The sequence below is a fragment of the Pseudozobellia sp. WGM2 genome (assembly GCF_017810075.1).
In the GTDB taxonomy this organism is placed as follows: Bacteria; Bacteroidota; Bacteroidia; order Flavobacteriales; family Flavobacteriaceae; genus JADNYK01.
In genome coordinates this window covers 64,321-87,330 of the sequence record NZ_JADNYK010000010.1, presented here as the reverse complement: position 1 = coordinate 87,330, position 23,010 = coordinate 64,321, and the positions used below count along the sequence as shown (strand labels likewise).

The window sequence follows — 23,010 nt, the reverse complement described above, 5'->3', positions numbered from 1 at the left end:
TCGGCATCTTACATCTTTTAGCTCAAATTAGAATGCATTATTTAATGCATCTCCAATAACATCGGAAATGCTTGTCTTCAAGTTTTTTATGCCGAACATGAAAATAAGCCCCATTGTCAGATTAAGTTCTGAACTACATATAGCAAAGATAAAAACAACTAAACCGAAGCAGGTAGTTATGAAAATTAGTGGCCCCAAATTAACATAGCTAACGATTTCAATTTTATGGTCTGTAAACTCTCTTAGCTCGATAACACCTTCTCTGAAAATTTTCGCCCCTTCAATTTTGTTGTCTCCCGTATGCGTTGTAAACCTAGGGAGATATCTAAAAAATACGTTTGTATTACTTTGTTCATTCTCAAACTTTCGTTTTTGAAGCTCACTTTGAACTGCTACCAAGAACTTTTTAGAATCGATGTCAAAATTCTTTGCAGTATTGAATTTTCTACTTTGTTTCAGTTTAAAAGTAAAGTTATTTTCATCTTTCCTTAAGAAGTTTTCTCGACTGTGAAATAATTCAATAGTCGAATTGAAATACAACATTTTTGATCTTGGCTATGACAAGAACCACCAACAAGATAAAGATTTTCTTACAACTATATTTAAGGAAAAGCGTAATTACAGTAAAAATAGAGATTACGTTTAAAGATAAATATCACCACGGTTATTTCGACTCCGCACTTTGTAAACCGTTCAATACTACAAGCATAAGGGCCAATACAATTAGGCCTGCAGTTGCGATGGCCCCGACAATTATTGGGTCAAAGGTACATTCGAGCCAAGCAAATTCACCCGGTAGGTTTCTCATAAATGTTCCCCAAATAATTATGAGAATACTGAAGAGTACCGAAACCATGCCTTGCCAGTTTTTTAGTTTCACATTGAAAATGGCCAGAAGAAATAGACCTAGAATACCCCCGCCAAATATACCGGAGATTTGCCACCAGATATCGAGCGCACTTTTGGCGTTGATCATCAATAGGCCGAACAGTACCCCGAATATGCCCCAAACAACGGTCATCAATCTTAAAAAGCCAATACTACTTTTTTCAGAAGCATCTGGTTTAAAAAATTTCTTGTAATAATCTAGGTAGAGTACGGTGGCCGATGAGTTCAGTGCTGAATCTACGGTGCTCATCGACGCTGCCAATATGGCCGCTATAATCAATCCCTTGAGCCCTACGGGCAGTTCGGTCGCAATAAAAAACGGAAAAACCTCATCACCCCTAATAATAGTAGGATCCAAGGTATGACCACCACCCGAATAAAAGGCGAACATGGCCGTGCCTATGTATAGAAAAATAGCGGTCAAGGGCAAGTAAATCAACATAGCGATCCAAACCGATTTCTTTGCCTTCTTTTCGCTTGACACCGCACTGTATTTCTGGGTATAGTTTTGATCGGCCATCAAATTTCTGATATTTTCGGTCACCCCATAAATAATCATGACCCATATCGTACGGCTACTCAAAGAAAATGAAGTATCTCCTAAACTGAACTTATTGGCATCGAAGGCATTTTGAATCAAAAAATCGGGTTTAGAGAATACTTCAGTAGTTAAAATATAAGCACTGAACAGCAATCCCCCAATCATTATAACCGATTGCAATACATCCGTCCATATTACGGCTTCCATACCACCCATCAACGTATAGGCAATCGTGAGAATGCCGATAATAACTATCAATAATCGAATATCGACATCAACAAAAGAGGTTAGCAACAGTGAAGATAGATAGAGAATTACCGCGGTTCTACCTACCATGAAGAGAACAAATGAAAAGGAAGCATAAATTCTCCCCCAGCCCCCTATTTTATCTTCAAGATACTGGTATACGGAAATGATATTGTTTTTTCGGTAATGGGGTATTACGTATTTCGTTACGAACCAAGCCACAGGTAACGCCGTCAAGGCGAATAGTATGGGGTGCCAATTGTCGTCAAAAGCTTTTCCCGGTACGGCTATATAAGAAATACTACTGGTATAGGCACTCATAACCGCTATACCCGCTGCCCAAGAGGGTATGCCCATACCCGCTACCATAAATTCTTGCGAAGTTTTGGTCTTTCGCATGAAATATATGCCCATGGCTAACATCACCAGGCCATATAAAATTAGGATGACCGTATCTACCGTACCAAGCTGATAGTTCATAATCGCTATATATTTCTAATTGATAGAATCTTCTTGTAATTGTCGAATATAACCATCTATCAGCTTTCTACGCTTTTCATCGAACCGTCGTAAAGGTAACGCCATATAATCATCACAAATATTCAGTACCGAAAGGGCACACTTGATTCCCTTTACAAATCGAGAATTGTACATGCCCACTCTATAAATCGAATCTTGAATAAACTGCACTTTTTTGTTCAGTTGTTCGACCAAAGCCAAATCATTATTCAGTGCAGCATTGTATAAATCTACATATAACTTAGGTTGAAAATTGGCTCCACCAGCAACCGACCCATGCCCACCATTCGAAACGGTATTGCTTAAAAAAGACTCCGTGCCGGCAATAATGGAAAAATTAGAGTCGTTTCTGAAGGTCTGTATCAAAGAGAGTAAATAATCTAAATCTCCTGAACTGTCTTTAACCCCTATGGCCCCAAGTTGTTTCGCTTGCTCTACAAAGTTTATAGATAAGTGCATTTTGGTACAGCTCGGCATATTATAGAGAACAAAAGGCAAGGTAAGTTCGGCGACCAAACTTACGAGATAATCGTGCATTTCATTTTCCGAAATCGGAAAATAAAATGGTGGGGCGACCACAACTGCATCTGCACCCGCTATTTGCGCATGTTCGCTAAGTATCACGCTAGATTTAAAAACTGTATCGGTTATACCTACAAGTACCTGAACCCTTTTGTCTATAATTTCACAGGCCCTGTTGATCAACTCTTTTTTAAGCTCAAAACTTAAACTTGGTGCTTCCCCCGTGGTACCCAATAGAAAAATACCGTGAACACCGCCATCGATTAAATGCTCGATAAGCCGTTCTAGTCCGCTAACATCTAAATCTCCTTCCGCAGTAAGGGGAGTTACCATTGGTGGAATCACTCCTTTTAAAATAGTATTCATAAAATATATATGTCCAACAAAAGAAACTGAAATATTAAGAGAACACCACCATTATTTTATATATATCTGATATTATTTTAACTTTAATTATATCATAATTATGTAATATTGAGCAAAACAGTTAAAAATACCGAAAATGGAGTTTGTAATTGAAAAGATTTATGTGCCGAATAACCACTCCTTTATTTCAAGGGAGCTACCGTTATCGCGCAATGCGCGAATACACTCCCACAAAAATTTTGAACTGAACTTTATTACTTCTGGTGAAGGAAGAAGAATCGTAGGTGATAATATTTCTCAGTTCGAGAAAGGCGATTTGGTTTTACTCGGCCCCGAATTGCCCCACTGCTGGGAATTTGTAGATAACGACGAAAATGAAAAGGCCACATGTATTGTCACCCATTTTTCAGAAAATATAGTTGATTCGAATTTCTTTAAAATACCGGAACTCGAAAAGGTAGTAGACCTGCTTAAAAAAGCCACTAGAGGTGTCAGGTTCAAAACTGATAATAACGATACCATATACCATGAACTTCAAGCACTCACAGTAAAAGAAGGACTAGAATATTTTATTGGGCTACTAAAAGTGTTCAATTACCTTCTTCTAGTCGAAGAATGGGAGGTACTTTCAAAACCGGTGAACCGGTCTTCGGTCTTTTCTAAGAATGTCGAGAAAATCAATAAAATTTATGAGTATGTTTTTCAGTCGATACAAGACGGCGTAAAACTTGAAGAAGCTGCGAGCGTATTAAATATGGCCCCTAGCTCATTTTGTAGATTTTTCAAGAAAAAAACAGGACAAACTTTTATGGAATATGTAAAAAATGTTCGCGTAGGTATCGCGGCCAAACTTCTTGCCGAAACCGATAAACAGATTACCCAAATTTGCTTTGAAAGCGGTTACAACAACCTGGCCAATTTTAACCATTACTTTAAGGCTAGTATGGGCAAAACACCTTCTGAATATCGAAAAAATTTCAGGTAAAGTTAGAAAACATACTGTTTTGCCTATTGAAAACACCTTTAAAATTAATTAGAAACATTTTTTACAGATACTGCTGTAAGACAAAAGATAAAATGCAATCTAACTTTTCTGTATATTTACGGAAGTAACCTATACTTATTTACCATGAATATTCTCTTCATAGAAGATGATGCGATTGAAACCATGAAGTTTAAACGTACTCTTTCTAAACTTAATGCACAGCACAAAATAACCGAAGCAAAAAATGGTGAAGAAGCGTTAGAAGTCTTGGGGTCCGATAATCAATTACCCGATATTATACTTTTAGATCTGAACATGCCCCGTATGAGCGGCATAGAATTTCTTAAAATTTTAAAAGCGGATGATCATTATAAATATCTGCCTACAATAATGCTCACAACATCTGAAAATCGTGCAGATTTGTTGGAATGTTATAAAATCGGAATTGCCGGGTACATTTTAAAGCCCTTAAAATATGAAGATTACGAAGAAAAAATTATCAAGGTAATTCAGTATTGGGAGGTGAGCGAACTTGTTAAGGCATAAGGTTTATAACACATTTCTTACAATTCACAACATTTATTTTATAAAAGAAAGCATTTTCCTACATTTATACTAAATTAATGGAACTGTTCAAAAGTTCTAATTTCTAAAATTTAGTGTAAAATGAAAGGAATTGTTTTTACCGAGTTTCTCGAAATGGTAGAAGAGAAATTTGGCCTCGAAGTAGTAGACTCTATCATCGAAGATGCAGACTTGCCATCTAATGGGATTTATACGGCAATCGGCACTTATGAGTTTAATGAAATGGTCAGCCTTATTACCAATTTAAGTAGCACGGTTAAAATTGATGCCGATACCCTTATCTACACTTTCGGGCATTACCTTTTCACCAGTCTTGGTAAGGCACACCCTGAAGTAATTAAGAGCTATACCAATCCCTTGGGTCTATTATACTCTATCGAAGACCATATTCACGTACATGTTCAAAAAATTTATCCCGAAGCTGAACTACCTACTTTTAAGATATTGGACAAGACCGACAACTCATTATCTATGGTATATTCCTCTTCTCGAGGGCTTTATAGATTGGCCCATGGTCTAATCGAAAAATGCTTCGAGCACTATAACAGTTCTGCTCAAGTTTCTTACAATTTAATTAAAGAAGATGGTACCGAGGTACAATTCGACATTATTCAAAATGGATAGTAAGGAAGTTACTTTATTAAAAAGGGCCCTAGAGCGTCAGAAATTGGCCCGTATACAAGCTGAAAAAATCTTAGAGACCAAATCTAAAGAACTATACGATGTAAGCCGTCACCTAAAGGCTGCCAATAGTAAGCTAGAGAATTTAATCAATAAGAAACACTCAGACCTCAGCGATTCTTTTATGGACATCATTGACCCCTATGTTATCATGGACATGGAGTACAATGTTATCACCATGAACGATTCTGCTATCGATTTTCTGGGTTACGACCATAGAAAAGAGAACCTTAACGTAGGTCGATTGGTGCATTCAGACTATATACCTTATACACTTCAGGCCTTTCAAACTTTAATCGAAGTAGGCTCGCTCAAAAACTATCGTGCCAAAATTGTTGTAAAGAACAAGACTCATAAATATATTCAGATCAATTGTAGTTTAATATATGATACCGAGGGTAAGCCAATCGGTTCTCATGGTATAATTCGCGATATTAGCCAAGAGACTGAAATAAAGACCTTACTTTCTGAACAGAGAAAACAACTCAGTATTATTATCGATAACTCTCCTTTGGGCATTGCCCTGAAGGTCGATGGAAAAATTACCAAGGCCAACCCCAGTTTTTCGAATTTACTTGGGTATTCTCAAAATGAACTGAAAGATTTCTCACTTCAAGAGCTCACGGTTTGTTATGATGAAGATAAATGTAACGAGTTCATTGATAGTCTTGATAACGGCTCAGATACGGTCTCACTGACCAAAGAATACATTCGAAAAAATGGTAGTACGTTTTTAGCAAAGACCAATATTAGTGCGGTAAGAGATGAACAAGGCACTATAGAGTATCAAGTAGTTGTAATAGAAGATATTACCAAAGAAAAAGAACTTGAAAATCAAAAGGAAGAGCTTCTTACCGAACTTGAATCGAGCAATAAAAACTTACAAGAATACGCACATATAGTCTCGCACGACTTAAAATCTCCTTTGAGAAGTATCAGTGCCCTTGCCTCGTGGATTAAAGAAGACTACCACGATAAATTAGATGAGGCCGGTCAACAGCAACTTTCGCTGATGCAAGAAAAAGTAGAATCTATGGATAAGCTGATCCAAGGTATTCTTGAATATTCAACAGCCAACAGCTCGCAACTTAAAAGTAGTGAAGTCGATTTGAACGAAGTAATTTCGACAATCAAGGAAACTATTTTTATACCTGATCATGTAACTGTAGAGGTTCCTGAAAAATTACCTACAATACAAGCTGACCGTACCAAGATGCAACAGCTTTTTCAAAATATAATCGGTAATGCCGTAGCCCATATCGAAAGAGAAGTAGGGCTTGTTCAAGTACATTTTAAAAACAACAAAGAACATTATCATTTTATTATAGAAGATAATGGTGTAGGCATACCGGAAGAGTATCACAAAAAAATATTTCAAATATTTCAGTCTATAGGAAATAAAGAGCGCTCTACAGGTATTGGTCTATCGATAGTCAAGAAAATTGTTGATCGTTACGAGGGTGAGGTTTGGGTCGATAGTGAAGTCGGTGTAGGAACTGAATTTCAATTTACATTAAAAAAATCAGTTCTAAACGAACAGTAAAAGCATAAAAATGAAAATTGTACAAGCTAAAAAAGAAAAAGGATCGGAGTGGAGCTTTAAAACAGGCAAACAAACCTTAAAACAGCCCTTGGTACTCGTTTTTGGAAATCGATTTTTATTAGAAGAAGAAAACTGTTACGACGAAGTTTTAGAGTTATTTCCTGATGGGCATATCGTTTTTGGATCTACAAGTGGCGAAATTCTCAATGAAAATGTTTTCGAAAATTCCGTAGTACTAACTGCTATTGAATTTGAAAAAAGTAACTTTCTGATTAGAAGTAAGAATCTTGCTGATTTTGATGGTGATGATGAGTTATTGGGGCAGAGATTAATTGCTGAGTTTCCTACAGAAAACCTTAAACATGTGTTCGTAATATCAGAAGGCAGTTCTGTAAATGGCAGTACATTGATTACCGGACTCGAGATGGAAAAAAATATCGATATCGGTTTATCAGGAGGCTTATGCGGTGATGATGCCCGCTTTGAGAGAACTTTATGTTCTTATAATTCAAGCCCCAAAGAAGGTGAGATTATCGCTATAGGTTTATATGGTGAAAGTTTAGAGATCACCAGTGCCAATTTCGGTGGGTGGACGGTTTTTGGCCCGTTGCGAACCACTACAAAATCTGTAGAGAACGTTCTTTACGAACTAGATGGCAAACCGGCACTTGACCTATACAAACAATATTTAGGAGACAAAGCCAAAGATTTACCTAAATCAGCTTTGTTCTATCCTTTAAACGTAGATTCTCACGACGGCTCCGAGCCGCTGGTAAGAACTATTTTGAGCATTGACGAAAAAGAAAATTCTATGACTTTAGCGGGCAATGTTCCCGAAGGCTCATCTGTTCAATTGATGATGTCTACCGTCGACGATATTGCCGATGGTGCCCGGGAAGCTGCAAAATTAGCGGTCGCTTTAAGAAAAAAAGAAACTGAACTCGCCCTTTTGGTGAGTTGTATCGGTCGTAAGTTGGTTATGGATCAACGTACTGAAGATGAAGTTGAAGAGGTTATAGATGTTATTGGCGAACAGGCAGCGGTGACCGGTTTTTACTCCTACGGTGAAATGGCACCCTTTGCCGGCAAAGGAAAATGTAAATTACACAATCAAACAATGACCTTAACATTATTGAGCGAATAATGCATTCACTTTTAGAAAGACAAATAAGAAAATATCTTCCAGAATCACTAAAGGAGAATACCGAATTAGAGGCATTCTTCATGGCCGTGTCTAAATCTTACCTTGATTTTGATGATAAGGTCAGTATGATTCAGAGGGCGACGGCCATAAGCTCTAAAGAACTTTATGAGGCCAATAGAGAATTAGAAGACAAGGCACAACGGCAAAAGAAAATTATAGATTCGCTCGAAAAGGCATTGGAAAGTCTCGATGCACACTTTATACCTGAAAAAGGGGAAAATGATGCCACACTGGATGTTGAGAAGTTGGCCCATAAAATTGGTGAGCAAGCAGAGCAATTATCTCAAATGACCACTGAGCAGAATAAGTTAATGAAAGAGCTTGAATCGCAGAACGAGTCGTTAAACAATTATGCGCATATCGTTTCGCACGATCTTAAGTCACCGATTCGAAACATCAGTACGTTAATGACGTGGATATTAGAAGAAGAAAAAGAAAAGTTTTCAGAAGATAGCAAAGCCAATGGAGAGCTTATTGCCCAGAACCTGGCTAAAATGGATCGATTGATCGACGGTGTACTCAAACACGCTACGGTTTCATCTCTAGAAGAAGAAAAAGTGAAAATCAACATCTCTGATCTTCTACAAGAAATCGAAAACACCATTTATGTACCAGAAAATGTGACCATTGATTATTCGGGAGAACTCCCCTCAATTTATGGCCAAAAATATAGCCTAGAACAATTGTTCACGAATCTAATTACCAATGCTATAACGGCTACCGAGCACCTTGAAAACGGTATCATTAAAATCGGGTATCAGGGCAACCCTTATTTTTATACTTTTTCGATTTCAGATAACGGAAAGGGAATTCCCGACCAACATCAATCGAAAATTTTTAATATGTTCAGCAAACTAAGCAATGACAATAATGCTACGGGTATTGGGCTATCACTGGTAAAAAAAATAATCAATCTTTATGAGGGCGACATAAGCCTAGAATCAAAAGTTGATCAAGGAACAACATTTTACTTCACCCTTAAAAAAGCTTCATAATGGAAGTACCGAATACAAATTATATCAAACAACTGGCAGGCGACGATATTGAATTCGAACAGCAATTTATCACAATCTTAAAAGATGAATTTCCGGCTGAGTATAAAGAATATTTTGAGCACGTAGAAAATGACAGCTATAAGGAAACAGCCCTAATTGTACACAAAATCAAACATAAGTTCAATATACTTGGTTTAGAAGAATCGTACAATCTCGCTCAGGCCTATGAAGCTGACCTGTTATTGAAAAAGACAGTAAAAGCCCCGGAATTTAAAGCGGTGTTGGATATGGTCGGTGACTATATCGAAAAAATGTAAATCGAGAGAACCCTCTCTTTCAAAAACGACGACTTTCAGTCAATAGCTTTAAGCTTATCTTCACTTCTTAAGGCATAATCGAATCAGACTCTATAAAAGATAGATTTAAAATTTCTAGAAAAGAAGGTGTAATTTGAACTTCGCTTTTGAAGGACTTATTACTTCTCTAGTTTGGCGTAGAATAAAGGCTCTTTAAGAAAAAGCCATTTAACTTTGAATCCCATTTCGGTAAACTCAAAACCTGCAGCGGTAGCAGATGCTATATTACTGTACTTACCGTACAGATTTGCGCTCAGTCTTTTGTTGAACTGATGTGACACCCCTACCTCTGCCCTAAAAATTGCCGTTTTGGGGTCTTCTTCTACTTTCTGAATACCTGTCGCCGCACTGGCCATATACTTTGTTTTTTCAGAAAAATCTCCACGTATATCGGCAAATATCTCTCCCGCCCTATACACTTCAGGACTAAAATAAATGGTAGGCACTTGCTCGTCGAATGTAATATATTGATAGTTCAAGCCAATTTTTACAGCTGGCTTTCTGAACAGACTATAATATAATGAGGTGAACAAGAGGTTACGTACATTTTCATCAGTTTGCTGGGTATGCATCAACTGGGTGTACCAGCCTAGATTAAAATTGGTACCTAGATTATAATTAAGACCATAATGGTTCATCACGATTTCACGTTCGATTAGATCCGCATTAAAGTTTTGTATTTCACGCTTGTACCCCAGTTCTAAATTTTGCAATCTAAAAGGTTTAGTAACCAACTTTATATCTATGGCCGGTTGGGTGTATGAGCTTTCAAACCTACTATTGTTAATACCGAACGAGCCATTGATATTTACATTGGGTACGATTTTATAATCAATGCCGGCCAGAAGCACATGCGAATCAGCCTTATTTAAGGTTACGGTATTTTCGGTAGTTCTAAACTGATAACTTAAAGATGTTTTAAATCGGGTCGAAAAGGGTAGTTGAGCACTTACAGTATTTGACAATGCCACATTGTTACCGTTATCAAAGGTATAAGCCGCATGATCTTGCACGACCGGAGCATATATACCATTCAATTTTTCAATAAAACCGAGGGCATCCTTTTGATTTTTAAAAACTCGAAGCGTTTGAAAAGCAGCTTTATAGGCGGGTACAATTCTATCCGATGCAAAGAGGGCGTTTGCTTTTCCTAAGTTTCCATCGAACGATTTTTCATCCTTTTGTAAAATAGCATCATAATTTTTCAGACTCATTTTAAAATTAGCCGTGTACATGCCTAATGTCGCCTTAAGGGCCCGGACCCAATTTCTATCAGAATAAACACTTTCCAAACTGTCTATTTGCCTTTTGGCCTCACCATATTTACGGTTCCATATTAGAGCCTGAACATATCTATCGTACGTCTTTTCAGTAAGTTCAGTATCATCATAATCGGCTACCATTGATTTTGCAGTCGCAGCTACTTTTAAAGCCTGTTTATCATCTTCAGCGATATGCTCTGCTAAAGCAATACCGTTTCTCGCAGTTATAGAATCTTTGCCCGTTGTGGCATATCGCCAATACACGTTTTTAGCTTTATCGGTCGACTTCGTAATCAAGTACAAATTAGCCATATTCAATAAGGCATCTTTGTCTTCGGGAAAATCTTCAAATATGCTATTCAATATTTCTTCGGCACGTGAATATTTTTCGGCGTTGACAAATTTATTGGCATAACCCAATCGAATATACTTCTTTGAGGTTTTGGCACTTTGATTTTCTGGTTCTAATTCAATTGCCTTATCTACCCATATGAGAGCTTCATCAAATTCTTTGAGATTCGATAATGTATTTGCATAGCCTAAAAGTGCACCGAACTTTTTTGGGTATTGAGCCACCAAATCTTCATATAAGGGCTTCGCTGTATCGTATTGCTTATCCCAAAGAAAAGATTCGTTATAATTAATGGTTATCTCGTAGTCGTTCGGGTATACATCTTTCAAAGAACCAAACAATGCGGTTGCCTTCTTGGGGTCTCCGCTTAGCCCCACTGCCCTACCATAGCAAAGTCGGGCTGTTTTATTTTCTGGGTCTGCCTCAAGATAGCTTTCAAAAAATTGCTCTGCTTCTTCAAAACTACCTTTTTCCAACATTTTAAAACCCGCCGTCATATCCGTCTGACCAAGCAGCGAAATATATGTAAAACATGATAATAAAATAAGTGCAAACTGCTTCATCTGTTTTCGTAGGGTTTTATTTACAAAACAACAACGAACAAAACGAAGAAATATGTTGAAGACTTATCAAAAAACAATAAAAAAGCAAAAAACAGCAAGCTATAACGTTTAAACATAATACTTCTAAACCCCCGTGTGCTATAACTTTAAAACCACTATTTATCAAAATTGCTTTCCCTAGGAAATCTTTAAGCTCAAAACTAAACTCAGCGAACCAATCTTATAAGACAAATCTTACAATAATTCACAAAAACTACGTTACTATACTATGTGCAGGTTGATAAATTTTTGTTTTAACCTTTCAAACCATATTAAATAGCCGCCATTATGACCGCCATTAGATTAATGATCCGTAAAATATCTCAAGAACAACTGTTCATGCTCAGTGTTCTGGTAGTTAACGGAGGTAATTATTTATATAATCTTTTGTTAGGTAGGTATTTGGGCCCTGTAGCCTTTTCAGAAGCAGCCTTATTGATTACCTTATTATTGGTACTATCCTTTATGGGCATGACCTTTCAACTAGCGGTCGCAAAATTTGCAGTTCTTTTCTCGGGAGGGCAATGGGAACGCTTCAGGAGGAACAGTTATAGGCAATCAGCCTTTATTGGCCTAATTGTGGGCTTGTTGATTATCATTTTCTCGAAACAACTACAGCTATTATTCAATACCGAAAGCCACTGGATGTTCACTATTTTTGGGTTAGGCATACCTGTCTATTTCTTCATGAGCGTAAATCGTGGTGCTTATCAAGGCAGACAAGAATTCGGTAAACTTTCGATTACCTATCAAACCGAAATGTGGAGCAGATTGCTGCTTACTTTACTGTTGCTATTGTTCATCGATATGCAGCCCGGTATTATTGTCTCTTTTGGTATATTCTTATCTTTTTTGTTCGGTCTATTACCTTCTGATGTAAACGGGCTTTCATTTCGCTCTCCGGAAAAACTGACTACCGAAAACTCCAAGAAAGTATCCAATTTTATTATACTTACTGCCTGCTATGAGCTTACGCAGATTATTATCAACAATAGTGATGTACTTATGGTCAAACACTATTTTGACGCTATGGATGCAGGACTTTATGCCTCTCTAGCATTAATTGGTCGAGTTGTATATTTCGTTGCATGGATGTTCGTCATGTTATTATTACCGGCAGTGGTACAAAAACAAAAAGATGGAGAACCGACCGCGCCGATTCTATTTAAATATGTGACCTATATTGGCATATTGTCGGCTGTCATTGTCATAGCCTGTTACCTATTTCCCGACCTTATAATTACCCTTATGTTCGGTGAGTCATATCTCTCGATGTCGAGCCTTTTATGGCAGTATGCAATGGCCACTTCTTTGTTTGCCATCTCTAATATATTCGCATACTACTTTCTTTCGCTAGACCATTATATACCCGTAATCATCTCTGGTGTTCTTGGCTTATCGCAAATTCTATTGGTAGCTCTATTTCATGAAAATTTGGCTACCGTGGTACACATGCAAATTATTGCAATGGCCATTCTTCTCGTAATTCAAATTATCTATTTTTTGAAAAAAGAAGTTAAAGCCAAAACATTTAAAAGTCAATCCACAGAACAATAACATAAAATAATACCACCTTACCTTAATTCGAGCTTATGAAACTAGCAATTGTAACGGCGTATCCACCAAGTAAAGTGACCCTAACCGAATATGGTTATTATCTAGTCAAGCATTTTAGACTTCAAAATGAAATAAGTGAAATAGTTTTGATGACCGATAGTACCAGTGCTGCCAAAGATCTTGCATTTGAAGAGAACGGTTGTTTAATAACAGTTGAAGAATGTTGGGATTTTAACAGCTATTCGAACATCTTGAGAGTTAACAAGGCCATCAACAGGCATAAACCCGATGCCGTGCTTTACAATTTACAGTTTCTAAAATTCGGTGATAAAAAAATACCGGCAGCCCTTGGTTTAATTTTACCATACTTGACCAAGAAAAAAGGCATACCCACAATTTCGCTACTACATAATATTCTTGAAAAGGTAGATTTAGAAAATGCCGGTTTTACCAATAATAAAATTCTACAAAAACTTTATAATTTCATAGGTACGAACTTGACGCGCTTTATTTTAGCTTCTGATATCGTTGCAGTGACCATTAGCAAATATGTGTCGACCTTAGAAGCGAAATATAAGGCCAAGAACATAGCCCTAATTCCCCATGGTTCTTTTGAGACACCCCCTCAACCAGATTTTAATTTACCGGATGGCCCTAAACAAGTTATGGCCTTTGGTAAATTCGGTACCTACAAAAAGGTAGAGGTTCTTATTGAAGCCGTTGAAGTAATTCGTTCACGTACGCAAGAAAATATTGAAATAGTCATAGCCGGTACCGATAGCCCGAATACTCCGGGATATCTCGATGAAATGAAAGAGAAATACGATCATGTAGATCAACTGAGGTTTACAGGCTACGTGGCCGAAGAAGATGTACCTGTTATCTTTGGTGAAAGTGCATTGGTTGTTTTTCCGTACACCTCAACAACCGGAAGTTCTGGTGTTTTGCACCAAGCGGGCAGTTACGGTAAAGCAGTAGCCCTACCAGATTTAGGGGATCTTAGTATACTCGTGCAAGAAGAAGGTTACCGCGGTGAATTCTTTCTACCTGAAAACAAAGAGTCGTTGGCCGATGCCATTGAAAAAATATTAATTGATAACGAGTATCGTACGCAGCTGGCAAAAGCCAATTATCAGGCAGCCTGTTCATTACCTATGAGTACGATTACAAAAATGTATATAGACTATTTCAAAGCTATACAAGTACAAAAATCTAAAGGACTAGTAATAGATGTAAATGCCATAAAATTGCCCCCTGAAACTATAGAGGCTTAAGACAACAATCGAGCTTTTTATTGAAACGGAACAATCTTAAGTTGTTCCGTTTTTTTATTCTTGCGTGAGATATTTCATCGCTGGTTTTGGTTTACCATCCAGCCCGATACAACCGTAATGTTTTTGAGGCTGTTTTCTCCAAGGCCGCCAGCCTACCACTGAATTGGGTACTTGAGTAAAGTCGTAGAGAGTCCAAAATAAGAATGGAATATCAGCCTCTTTCAAAATAGATTGCATCTCTTTGTAGTACTCGGCTTGATATTCATCTGAACCTCGAAAACCATTCCACAGGCCACTATATGAAGAAACCCCATACTCCTGCAGAACAATAGGCTTGTTACTATCTGTGACCGAAGATTTCAGCTTATCAAATGAACTTTTGAATTCGCTGATATCACGATAATAGTGAAATGATATAAAATCAAGCTTATCACTTAAGTTTATTGCCGCTTCAGGGGTCGCCCAACCTACAGTTATTGGGTGTTTTGGATCCCAACTGTGTACTTTTTCGTGCATTTTACGCAACCACGCCATTACCACACTCTTTTGCCTCGAATTAAAATCAAGGTCTGGCTCATTTTTTAAATCCCACGCCAATAGAGCAGGATGCTCTTTTAAAGCGTTCACTACTTGCTCGGCATGTCTGTGTGTCAAGGTCCAGTCGAAAACGTCATAATTTCCGTAAAAATCAAATAATGTAACCACGGCCATTAATTGGTTCTCATGGGCTATATCTAGCAACGACTTGACTTTTTCAAGTTTCTTTCCATCTACATGAGCAGCACCGAAATCTTCATACGGAATAAAAATTCGAATGGTGTTCAAGCCCATATTCTTAATCAAACCAAAGTCTTTGGCAATCGTAGAATCGCTATACTTCTTACCAAAAACATCCCACGGAGTGTCTTGAGGATAATAATTCAAGCCCTTCATGTTTTTTAGAAGGTTTTGAATGCTATCGGACAAAACCTCAGCTTGCTTTTGCCTAATTTCTGAGTTTTCTGCTTTAGTGAAATGTCTAATACGCCAGAAACCATCTTCTAATAGCATAATAACCTTATAGGAGGTAGTTTCCTCTTTTTCAAGAATCGGAACGCCATTATCATATGCCTCTTGATAGAGTTCAACATTGGTATCGGTAAAATAAATTTGGGTGCCATCGGCACTGTAAAAGTCTAGTTTAGGATTATGTTCTAACGTTGTTTGTTTGAAAGAAGACTTATTTGAACTGTTGTAATCAAGTATTTTAGAGACTTTCGCCTGGGCACTATCAGTAAAATAATCTTTTACCCCGTATCGATTATTACTGAACAGGGCGGTGTTTTTTACGTACCACCCGTTCAAATAGTCACGCTCTATCTTGGCTAAAGTTCGGGGTTCTATCGGGCGGCCCTCGACTCTAGATGTATCCCAGACAACTTTAGGTAAATATGTTTGAACTTCTTCAAGATTTAAATGAAGACGAGAAGAACGGTCGGCGCCCGTATTCAGATAAGACCACACAGAACTAATACCGAACAGAATCAATGCGTTTACCCCTACAAAAGAGATAATAAGTACTATGCGTATTAATAATCTATTCCAATTCATCTGAAGTTAAAGCTACTTGAAATTCTCTTTGTATACCGGCGGCGGTAAGTTTTATTTTATAATCATCGTTCGGGAAGAAACGTTCTTCCATATCAAAAAGTCCGATTCCCTTACTTGAATTCGTGGTTGCTTTTTCTATAAATTTTCCGTTCTTATCATAAACCTCGAGCGTGATAAGTAGACCATCGGGTACAAGTTGATCCATAAACCCGAGAATCGGACCGACTCGTACAAAACGGTTATTTTCCGAAAATTGAACCTCAAAATCTCCGACCGCTGTTCTAAAACTTAAAGTGGCATCATTACTCTTTGCTTCACCCGTTATATAGGCGGTCACTCGCCAATCACTCGCTTCGGTAGGGTGTAGAATTCGTCCGGTAGCCACCCCATCGATGGTAGAGCCCTTCGTTTTTAGAATAGTACCTTTATCCTCTTCAATTGAAAAATTCACTAAGGTACCATCACTTACGGTATTGCCGAATCGATCTTTAATTTGGTCGGTCTTAAAAATTACTACTTGGTTTCCATCGGCAAAATCATGCACTCGGTTATAAGTTATTTTGAAGTCGACCGAGTTGGAAGGAGAAATCATACTGGTCAGTTCTTTAGAATGGATATTATTGGTAGAGGTATTTACCAACATTCTACCCGCCCTTTCTGAGCTGAACAAATTTTTCCAAACATAGCCGTTTTTGGTCAATGCGGTAATTACTTTGACCTCTTGGTCCATCTGTTTATTTATAGATACTACGGTGCCATCAGGAAGTGGGTTATCGTAAATATCAACAGGTACCATAAACAACATTGAAAAATCATCCCCTCCTGCCCTTATACTTCTGGGTCCGAAATAAGTTTCGATACCTACCGTTTTTTCAGTCTTCGGCAATACTTTAAACTCACCGACCTCTAACAGTTTTGATAATACCGTTAATTGCCAATTGTATACACCAGATTGTTGTATATGGGATGCAGGTATAGAAAATGTTGCCACACTATCATTCATTTTTGGGTGAAATAAAAGTGGGCCAAAACTCTTTTCTAAAATTAAAATCGGCTCTACACCACCTCGTATGTCAAATTCTAATGTAACTGTTTCACCTGCTACTATTGTTTCGGTACTATTAAGTATTGTTGTCGAAAGATCATTAGGGACTGCAGCCGGTGTTTTAACTTCTTCTCCACAAGAAAAAAGTACAAAACATAACCCTATGAATATATAACGCCCCATATTACTTCGGATTACCGATATAGCTGTTCAATTCAAATTTCACAAATTCAAAACCATCTCCATTGACCGGTTGTAATTGTTCGCCAACATGACCTTCTTGCCTGTTGGGTATTACCTTTTCGGCAATCGATGTATTTGGCAGACCGTTCACAAAGCAATTCTTCAGACTACTGTTAATAATTTTAAGGCTTGCCACATTTAAGAAATCATACGAAAAGGGTTGTTTTCTTTGTACCCTGACCCCTTCTTGAACAAATTTGTGGTCGACCCAAACTAGCTTTTTTTCTTCATCATAATATGAGGCCAACAATAAAGGTATGGTTACCTCTTGAATTCCTGAATTGTAAAGCTCACCGACAACTTCACAATCTTCAATATCTAAAGACTGCAAAGTCAAGCCCTTGTATAAATCGGTGTTCGCTACGTTACCAGCACACTGTAAATTAAATTTCGTAGGTTGCTCTTCCAATTCTATGGGGGTAAACTCATCAGGGTTAAATGTTGGTGGTATGGTATCTTTAGTTTGAGACCAGGCAATGCCTTCAAAATTAATTTTAAAAGACGTCGTTTCCATCGGCATCAACTTATGCTTCATATGGTATTTAGCATCATAGTTCGCCAACTCTTTATCGTCATCATTATATAAGGTCGCTTTGATTACCACATCTGCGGGAAGGTTATCAACATTTTGCAACTCACCTATAACGGAATATTGACCATTATATCTCACCAGTTTTGCTGACAACACCTCAAGCACAGGTTGTTTCAAAACATCTTCGTGGTGGGTTTGTTGAGTGGTTATTCGCCTTCTTCCGTGGTTATAAAATTTGGTAGCATTATCACTGAACAATTGGTCAGGTGGTATATCTGTATCGAGGTAAGATGGTTGAATGAACCAGTCACCCTTCCGCTTCACCAAGTCGTGATAATAGGTTCTGTGCACCCGCTCGAGCGGTGTTACCCAATCTGTTTCTACCACTGCCTTTGCACCGTTATCGGTTTCATTGGTAATTTCAATAGACATTGCATCTAGTTTAGCATAGGAACTAAGAATACCGTCAGTAACCGAAACCTCAAGCATATACTGGGCTATTGGCACTTCTTTTTCCTTATCAAGAAAAGAATGAGCTGTTTCAAATTCTTTAAAATCAAGTGCATTATAATAGGCCGTAATTACGTTTTCGGGGGAGCGCTGACTCGCATTGTGCATATAGAAGGTATAGAAACCGAAGCCGAGGCAAACTAAAACGATCAAGGCCCAAATATGATTGACAACGATGACCACACCCGGAAATTTAGAATACGAGACCTTATATTTAAAATAGTCGGCAATTGGTATTTTTCTAGATTTCAGAACTCTTATCCAGAGCATCTGAATATTAATGAAAAATGCAATTAAAACAGTAAGAATGGGTATGGTACCCCACATGATTTTCGACCATTTTGGTACATCATCTTTAGGCAGTATGGCTGGCATGGGTGGTACATTCAATTTTTCCCAAACCATAATACCGTTTTCCAGTTGTTGTAATCTCTGCCATCCACAGAAATACAATAGAGGATCGTAGAATTTATCGTTGCTAAAAATGTATTTTAGATTATACTTTTCGGGTACGGTCAAAAATTGTTGAAGCGAACCGATACCCTCTACTCCTCTAAATTTAGAATTCTCTAACCGTTCGATAGCCCTTGTGGTCAACTCAGGCAAGCGTCTCGCCGAATGATAATTACCATCTACTGTCATCGCCTTGGTCTGGGCCGATAGCCAGGCCATCTGATCCCCAAACCCCAGCGGCAGGTAACGCCAACGATCATGTTGGTCTTGATTTAAGAAATTAACTATCGGTAACATATTTATCTTTTGGGGTTGAGAAGGCCTGAAATACCCCAAACTCATCGTAAAAATGACCATGAAGAGTATGCCTCCCGCTAAAAAACCACCTAAAATTCTGTGATATACCGAACCGAACTTATTTTGAATTTTCTGTTTGATGTCGCCCTCGACCATTCTATAGGCAAACTCACCAAAAATAGGCAATGCCATAATGGTCGCCCAAAGTGTAAAACGGTCAAGGGTAAGTATATTAAAAGCTGTCTCACCAAGTAATTTAAGCGGAATCGGTGTAGTACCACCAGTACCCAAAATGGTCAACATCGTCATTGACAAACCGAAGAACAAGAATCTCTTACTATAAAATCTATAAAAAATATAGGGTAGTACGAAAAGTAAAATTCCCCAAGGTATCATGAAAAAAACCAGGCCTGAGGAAGTAACTTCAAGAAAATTATCACGTGACCCATGTGGTATAGGAACTTGAGTAATGGGGTTTTTCTTAGAATTTATCCAATATGGAAGTATACATGTAACGATTAAAATCAAGGAAAAGAACCCGAAACTGACTATCCTCCAAAAAAGTTGTCGAAACGATTGCCAAAAAACCTTAAAGGTCAAATTTTGATAAGAATCGACTTTATCTCTCGAAACATCCATCACGACCATTCCTATTAAGGGAAAAATAAAAAATACCATTCCGAAAATTGGAGTAACGTGATGTGAGGTGACCGTAACGGCAATCAGCGAGAGACTTGTAAAAAAATACCTGCGCTTACCTGTCTTTAACCAAAGGTAGATTTCGGTCATACTGTGCAAGAGTATAGAAAGAGCTGATATACTCGGTAATTGACCAAAAATATGGAGCGTCTCAATAAATGTTGATGAAAAAACGGCTAAAATAGCAGTATAACCGGCAACTTTTTTATCTCCTGACATTAAAAGTCCAAAACGATATGCTCCTGTTACATAGAGTAAAATAGCCAGCATGCCTACAGTAAAAAGACCAAACTTGAGCCCGCCTATATAAGATAAAATACCTATTAATTGATGTACCAAGGGAGGGTACCCTTGTACCGTAAACCCAGTATACCAGCGGTAATCCCATGGTTCGAACCAACTATTGGCATAATGGTCGGCAAAAAATAGATGTATCAATGCATCGTAAGTAGACTCTAGGGTAAAGAAAATACTAGACCCATGAAAAGCCACACCCACGAACAAGGCAACGACCAATAAAACATTAGTTCCTTTCATCATACAAATAATGTAGGAAATAACAACAATAAATAATTTAAATTATTGTTATGTAGTAGTAAAATCGACAGCTTGATTGAAAATTCATACTCAAGTTGAAGTATACGAAAAATTTAAGCCGTAACAGCAGACTCCAAATCACAAACTTTGATCTATGAAAATTTTAGCCATCGATGATCAGCAATTAATACTAATGTCCGTAAAAAAGAGGTTATCGGAATTAGGTTACGAAGTGGCCACCGCCGATTCGGGTGAAAGAGGTATTGAATTATTCAATACATTCTCCCCAAACCTCGTATTAGTTGACATTAATATGCCCGGAATGTCAGGGCTCAATGTTATTCAACATATAAGACAAGATAAAGGCTCTGCTATACCTATAATAGTAATGTCTGGTAATACAGACGAGAAAGTAATTGTTGATGGTTTTGACCTTGGCATTAACGACTATATGAAAAAGCCCGTTAGCCTTGATGAAATGGCAGCGAGAATAAAGCGGATAATCGGAGCGCCGGAAACAACCACGGCAAGTTCGTTATCTTCAGACACCCAAATGCTACAGAAGCACTGCGTAGGCGTGGTAATACCTTGTTATAACGAAGAAGAAAGACTTTCTAGCGAAGATTTCAAAAAATTCGCCCATCAAAACCTGGGCTACCATCTGTGTTTTGTAAATGATGGTAGTACCGATAATACACTTGCCGTTCTTGAACAACTACATAAAGAGAACTCAAGCAATATTAGCGTGTACAACTGTGAAAAGAACGGTGGCAAGGCCGAGGCTGTTAGACAAGGTGTTCTACATTTGGCAAAAGATGAACAGCTTGATTATATTGGTTATCTAGATGCTGATTTATCCACTGATTTTCGTGATTTTGACGATTTGGTCAAAACACTCGAAAACTCAAAATTCAAAATTGTTAGTGGTTCTAGAATCAGCAGAATGGGAGCCAATATTACCAAAGAATCTGCCCGAAGAATTATTAGCTTGACCATAAATATGATTATCCAAAAAATTCTGGGAATGCCTTTTAAGGATACCCAATGCGGAGCTAAAATCATGGATAGGGACATCGTAACCAATATGTTCAATAAAAAGTTTATTACCAAGTGGTTGTTCGATGTAGAGATATTCATGAGAATGCGAAAGCATTATGGCAAAGAAGAGGCCAAACGTCTCATATGCGAACAGCCGCTCAAACGCTGGATACATGCTGATGGGTCAAAACTATCGATGAAAGATTCTGTCAAAATTGTTGGGCAATTGGCACAAATCGCTTACAACTACAGGTAATCCGTATTTTTATCTGTACTAAGAAAGTGACTCTAAGGTTGCCTTCGATCAGCGACAAATTGTACACTGGTTATATTTCAACTTTTATTCTTTCATAGAAAATCTATTTTAATGATATTTGCAGCCCGTAATTCTTTTACGGGCTGAATTGTACTCAGTACTACCATTTTTTTGCGCACGTGGCGGAATTGGTAGACGCGCCAGCTTGAGGGGCTGGTGGCCACTAGGCCGTGGAAGTTCGAGTCTTCTCGTGCGCACATTAAGCCATCTTTGTTAGACCAAAGGTGGCTTTTTTTATTTATACAGTTCCCATTTGATTTTATACAGCACTTTTTTCACTACCTTTTTAAGCCATCTGAGCCCTATTCCATTAAAATAAAACATTTTAATTCGTAAGTTTGTTTAACAATTTTTGAAAAATCATGAACAATGTAAAAAAACAGTTTAGTATTAGAGATTTAGAAAATCTCTCTGGTATTAAGGCGCACACCATAAGAATTTGGGAAAAAAGATACGATTTGTTATCGCCTGAAAGAACCAGCACTAACATTAGAAGTTACTCGATAGGTAGTCTTCAGAAATTGTTGAACATTACCTTACTATATAACAGTGGACATAAAATATCAAAGATCGCTAAGATACCCGAGGAGAACATTCCCTTGATGGTCCGTGAAATTGTTGCTAAGAACAGTATTAAAAACCATAGTATCAATGCTTTTAAGTTGGCCATGGTTAATTTTGATCAATCCTTATTCATTAAAACCTTTGACAACCTCATGCTCGAAAAATCTTTTAATGAGGTTTTTAATGAGATTTTTATTCCCTTATTGAACGAATTGGGCATGTTGTGGCAGACCGATACAATTAGCCCTGCCCACGAGCATTTTATTACCAATTTGGTGAAGCAAAAGATTATTATCAGCACTGAACAGTTGCAGAAGGATGAACCCCTGAAAACCGACAAAGTGTTCGTGCCGTTCTTACCGGACAATGAAATTCACGAAATAGGCCTTCTATATATCAATTATGAGATTGTTCGCAGTGGCTATAAATCTATCTATTTGGGGCAGACCGTTCCGTTAGAAAACCTTATCGAGGTTTTGAATTACTTTGAAAATGTAAATTTTATATCATACTTCACCGTGGTTCCAACAAAAGATTATATCAATAAATACATCGCCGAATTCGCAGAAACCACAAAAAAATATACTAAATCAGAATTATGGTTATTGGGCAGGCAAACCCAACATATTGACGTAAAAAGCAAGCCCGATATGGTGAAAACTTTTACGTCTATCGAAGAAATAGTTGCGCATTTATAGCTTATAAACA

At 37.7% G+C, this 23,010-nt stretch carries 18 protein-coding genes and 1 tRNA gene; 12 read left to right on the top strand and 7 right to left on the bottom strand.

The window, feature by feature from the left end:
• Window positions 1-27: 27 nt before the first annotated feature.
• The 3 genes from IV512_RS18400 to IV512_RS18390 form a co-directional block, all read right to left on the bottom strand.
• Window positions 28-543: a hypothetical protein gene (locus tag IV512_RS18400; RefSeq protein ID WP_209406040.1), complete on the bottom strand. Its 516-nt coding sequence runs from the start codon at window positions 541-543 to the stop codon at window positions 28-30.
• Between the two features lie 121 nt (window positions 544-664).
• Entirely contained in the window at window positions 665-2,155 is a 1,491-nt protein-coding gene (locus IV512_RS18395) for a sodium/solute symporter (RefSeq protein WP_209406039.1), read from the bottom strand.
• 15 nt (window positions 2,156-2,170) lie between these two features.
• Window positions 2,171-3,082: a dihydrodipicolinate synthase family protein gene (locus IV512_RS18390; RefSeq protein WP_209406037.1), complete on the bottom strand. Its 912-nt coding sequence runs from the start codon at window positions 3,080-3,082 to the stop codon at window positions 2,171-2,173.
• 136 nt (window positions 3,083-3,218) lie between these two features.
• On the opposite strand from IV512_RS18390, the gene IV512_RS18385 reads away from it, so the two are divergent.
• The 7 genes from IV512_RS18385 (at window position 3,219) to IV512_RS18355 (ending at window position 9,392) form a co-directional block, all read left to right on the top strand.
• Window positions 3,219-4,067, top strand: a complete 849-nt coding sequence (locus IV512_RS18385; RefSeq protein WP_209406035.1) for an AraC family transcriptional regulator — start codon at window positions 3,219-3,221, stop codon at window positions 4,065-4,067.
• Window positions 4,068-4,211: 144 nt separating this feature from the next.
• A complete protein-coding gene (locus IV512_RS18380; protein WP_100869128.1) occupies window positions 4,212-4,613 on the top strand; it encodes a response regulator in 402 nt (133 codons plus the stop codon).
• Between the two features lie 120 nt (window positions 4,614-4,733).
• Entirely contained in the window at window positions 4,734-5,276 is a 543-nt protein-coding gene (locus IV512_RS18375) for a heme NO-binding domain-containing protein (RefSeq protein WP_100869129.1), read from the top strand.
• Window positions 5,269-6,876 carry a PAS domain-containing sensor histidine kinase gene (locus IV512_RS18370; protein WP_209406033.1) on the top strand — a complete coding sequence of 536 codons (1,608 nt, stop codon included), beginning with the start codon at window positions 5,269-5,271 and terminating at the stop codon, window positions 6,874-6,876. The genes IV512_RS18375 and IV512_RS18370 overlap by 8 nt, the downstream gene beginning before the upstream one ends.
• 10 nt (window positions 6,877-6,886) lie before the next feature.
• Window positions 6,887-8,020, top strand: a complete 1,134-nt coding sequence (locus IV512_RS18365) for an FIST signal transduction protein (RefSeq protein ID WP_209406031.1) — start codon at window positions 6,887-6,889, stop codon at window positions 8,018-8,020.
• Window positions 8,020-9,075: an ATP-binding protein gene (locus tag IV512_RS18360; protein WP_209406029.1), complete on the top strand. Its 1,056-nt coding sequence runs from the start codon at window positions 8,020-8,022 to the stop codon at window positions 9,073-9,075. Before IV512_RS18365 ends, IV512_RS18360 begins: the two co-directional genes overlap by 1 nt.
• On the top strand, window positions 9,075-9,392 hold the full coding sequence (locus IV512_RS18355) for an Hpt domain-containing protein (RefSeq protein ID WP_209406027.1): 318 nt from the start codon (window positions 9,075-9,077) through the stop codon (window positions 9,390-9,392). Before IV512_RS18360 ends, IV512_RS18355 begins: the two co-directional genes overlap by 1 nt.
• Window positions 9,393-9,550: 158 nt before the next feature.
• Here IV512_RS18355 and IV512_RS18350 read toward each other — a convergent pair whose 3' ends face one another.
• Window positions 9,551-11,608, bottom strand: coding sequence for a lipopolysaccharide assembly protein LapB (locus IV512_RS18350; RefSeq protein ID WP_209406025.1), 2,058 nt, complete (start codon window positions 11,606-11,608; stop codon window positions 9,551-9,553).
• Window positions 11,609-11,935: 327 nt separating this feature from the next.
• Between IV512_RS18350 and IV512_RS18345 the strand changes: the two genes are divergently transcribed.
• Window positions 11,936-13,204: an oligosaccharide flippase family protein gene (locus IV512_RS18345; RefSeq protein WP_209406023.1), complete on the top strand. Its 1,269-nt coding sequence runs from the start codon at window positions 11,936-11,938 to the stop codon at window positions 13,202-13,204.
• 35 nt (window positions 13,205-13,239) lie between these two features.
• Window positions 13,240-14,478, top strand: coding sequence for a glycosyltransferase (locus tag IV512_RS18340; RefSeq protein ID WP_209406021.1), 1,239 nt, complete (start codon window positions 13,240-13,242; stop codon window positions 14,476-14,478).
• Window positions 14,479-14,532: 54 nt separating this feature from the next.
• On the opposite strand, the gene IV512_RS18335 is transcribed toward IV512_RS18340, so the two are convergent.
• From IV512_RS18335 to IV512_RS18325, 3 genes are read right to left on the bottom strand one after another with little or no spacing between them, the layout of a single operon-like run.
• Window positions 14,533-16,068 (bottom strand): cellulase family glycosylhydrolase, encoded by a 1,536-nt coding sequence (locus IV512_RS18335; RefSeq protein ID WP_209406019.1) that lies wholly within the window; start codon window positions 16,066-16,068, stop codon window positions 14,533-14,535.
• On the bottom strand, window positions 16,055-17,296 hold the full coding sequence (locus IV512_RS18330; RefSeq protein ID WP_209406017.1) for a hypothetical protein: 1,242 nt from the start codon (window positions 17,294-17,296) through the stop codon (window positions 16,055-16,057). The genes IV512_RS18335 and IV512_RS18330 overlap by 14 nt, the downstream gene beginning before the upstream one ends.
• A gap of 1 nt (window position 17,297) precedes the next feature.
• On the bottom strand, window positions 17,298-20,387 hold the full coding sequence (locus tag IV512_RS18325) for a hypothetical protein (RefSeq protein WP_209406015.1): 3,090 nt from the start codon (window positions 20,385-20,387) through the stop codon (window positions 17,298-17,300).
• A 151-nt stretch (window positions 20,388-20,538) separates the two neighbouring features.
• Between IV512_RS18325 and IV512_RS18320 the strand changes: the two genes are divergently transcribed.
• The 3 genes from IV512_RS18320 (at window position 20,539) to IV512_RS18310 (ending at window position 23,000) form a co-directional block, all read left to right on the top strand.
• Entirely contained in the window at window positions 20,539-21,678 is a 1,140-nt protein-coding gene (locus IV512_RS18320) for a response regulator (RefSeq protein ID WP_209406013.1), read from the top strand.
• Between the two features lie 173 nt (window positions 21,679-21,851).
• Window positions 21,852-21,935: transfer RNA gene (locus tag IV512_RS18315), tRNA-Leu, on the top strand.
• A gap of 165 nt (window positions 21,936-22,100) precedes the next feature.
• On the top strand, window positions 22,101-23,000 hold the full coding sequence (locus tag IV512_RS18310; RefSeq protein WP_209406011.1) for a MerR family transcriptional regulator: 900 nt from the start codon (window positions 22,101-22,103) through the stop codon (window positions 22,998-23,000).
• Window positions 23,001-23,010 lie beyond the last annotated feature (10 nt).

Excerpts from the sequence above, each read along its gene's own strand:
- IV512_RS18325 (WP_209406015.1), bottom strand. The coding sequence starts at position 20,387 with ATGATGAAAGGAACTAATGTTTTATTGGTCGTTGCCTTGTTCGTGGGT.
- IV512_RS18335 (WP_209406019.1), bottom strand. The coding sequence starts at position 16,068 with ATGAATTGGAATAGATTATTAATACGCATAGTACTTATTATCTCTTTT.
- IV512_RS18310 (WP_209406011.1), top strand. The coding sequence starts at position 22,101 with ATGAACAATGTAAAAAAACAGTTTAGTATTAGAGATTTAGAAAATCTC.
- IV512_RS18355 (WP_209406027.1), top strand. The coding sequence starts at position 9,075 with ATGGAAGTACCGAATACAAATTATATCAAACAACTGGCAGGCGACGAT.
- IV512_RS18395 (WP_209406039.1), bottom strand. The coding sequence starts at position 2,155 with ATGAACTATCAGCTTGGTACGGTAGATACGGTCATCCTAATTTTATAT.
- IV512_RS18365 (WP_209406031.1), top strand. The coding sequence starts at position 6,887 with ATGAAAATTGTACAAGCTAAAAAAGAAAAAGGATCGGAGTGGAGCTTT.
- IV512_RS18380 (WP_100869128.1), top strand. The coding sequence starts at position 4,212 with ATGAATATTCTCTTCATAGAAGATGATGCGATTGAAACCATGAAGTTT.
- IV512_RS18350 (WP_209406025.1), bottom strand. The coding sequence starts at position 11,608 with ATGAAGCAGTTTGCACTTATTTTATTATCATGTTTTACATATATTTCG.
- IV512_RS18345 (WP_209406023.1), top strand. The coding sequence starts at position 11,936 with ATGACCGCCATTAGATTAATGATCCGTAAAATATCTCAAGAACAACTG.
- IV512_RS18375 (WP_100869129.1), top strand. The coding sequence starts at position 4,734 with ATGAAAGGAATTGTTTTTACCGAGTTTCTCGAAATGGTAGAAGAGAAA.
- IV512_RS18330 (WP_209406017.1), bottom strand. The coding sequence starts at position 17,296 with ATGGGGCGTTATATATTCATAGGGTTATGTTTTGTACTTTTTTCTTGT.
- IV512_RS18360 (WP_209406029.1), top strand. The coding sequence starts at position 8,020 with ATGCATTCACTTTTAGAAAGACAAATAAGAAAATATCTTCCAGAATCA.
- IV512_RS18320 (WP_209406013.1), top strand. The coding sequence starts at position 20,539 with ATGAAAATTTTAGCCATCGATGATCAGCAATTAATACTAATGTCCGTA.
- IV512_RS18385 (WP_209406035.1), top strand. The coding sequence starts at position 3,219 with ATGGAGTTTGTAATTGAAAAGATTTATGTGCCGAATAACCACTCCTTT.
- IV512_RS18400 (WP_209406040.1), bottom strand. The coding sequence starts at position 543 with ATGTTGTATTTCAATTCGACTATTGAATTATTTCACAGTCGAGAAAAC.
- IV512_RS18370 (WP_209406033.1), top strand. The coding sequence starts at position 5,269 with ATGGATAGTAAGGAAGTTACTTTATTAAAAAGGGCCCTAGAGCGTCAG.
- IV512_RS18340 (WP_209406021.1), top strand. The coding sequence starts at position 13,240 with ATGAAACTAGCAATTGTAACGGCGTATCCACCAAGTAAAGTGACCCTA.
- IV512_RS18390 (WP_209406037.1), bottom strand. The coding sequence starts at position 3,082 with ATGAATACTATTTTAAAAGGAGTGATTCCACCAATGGTAACTCCCCTT.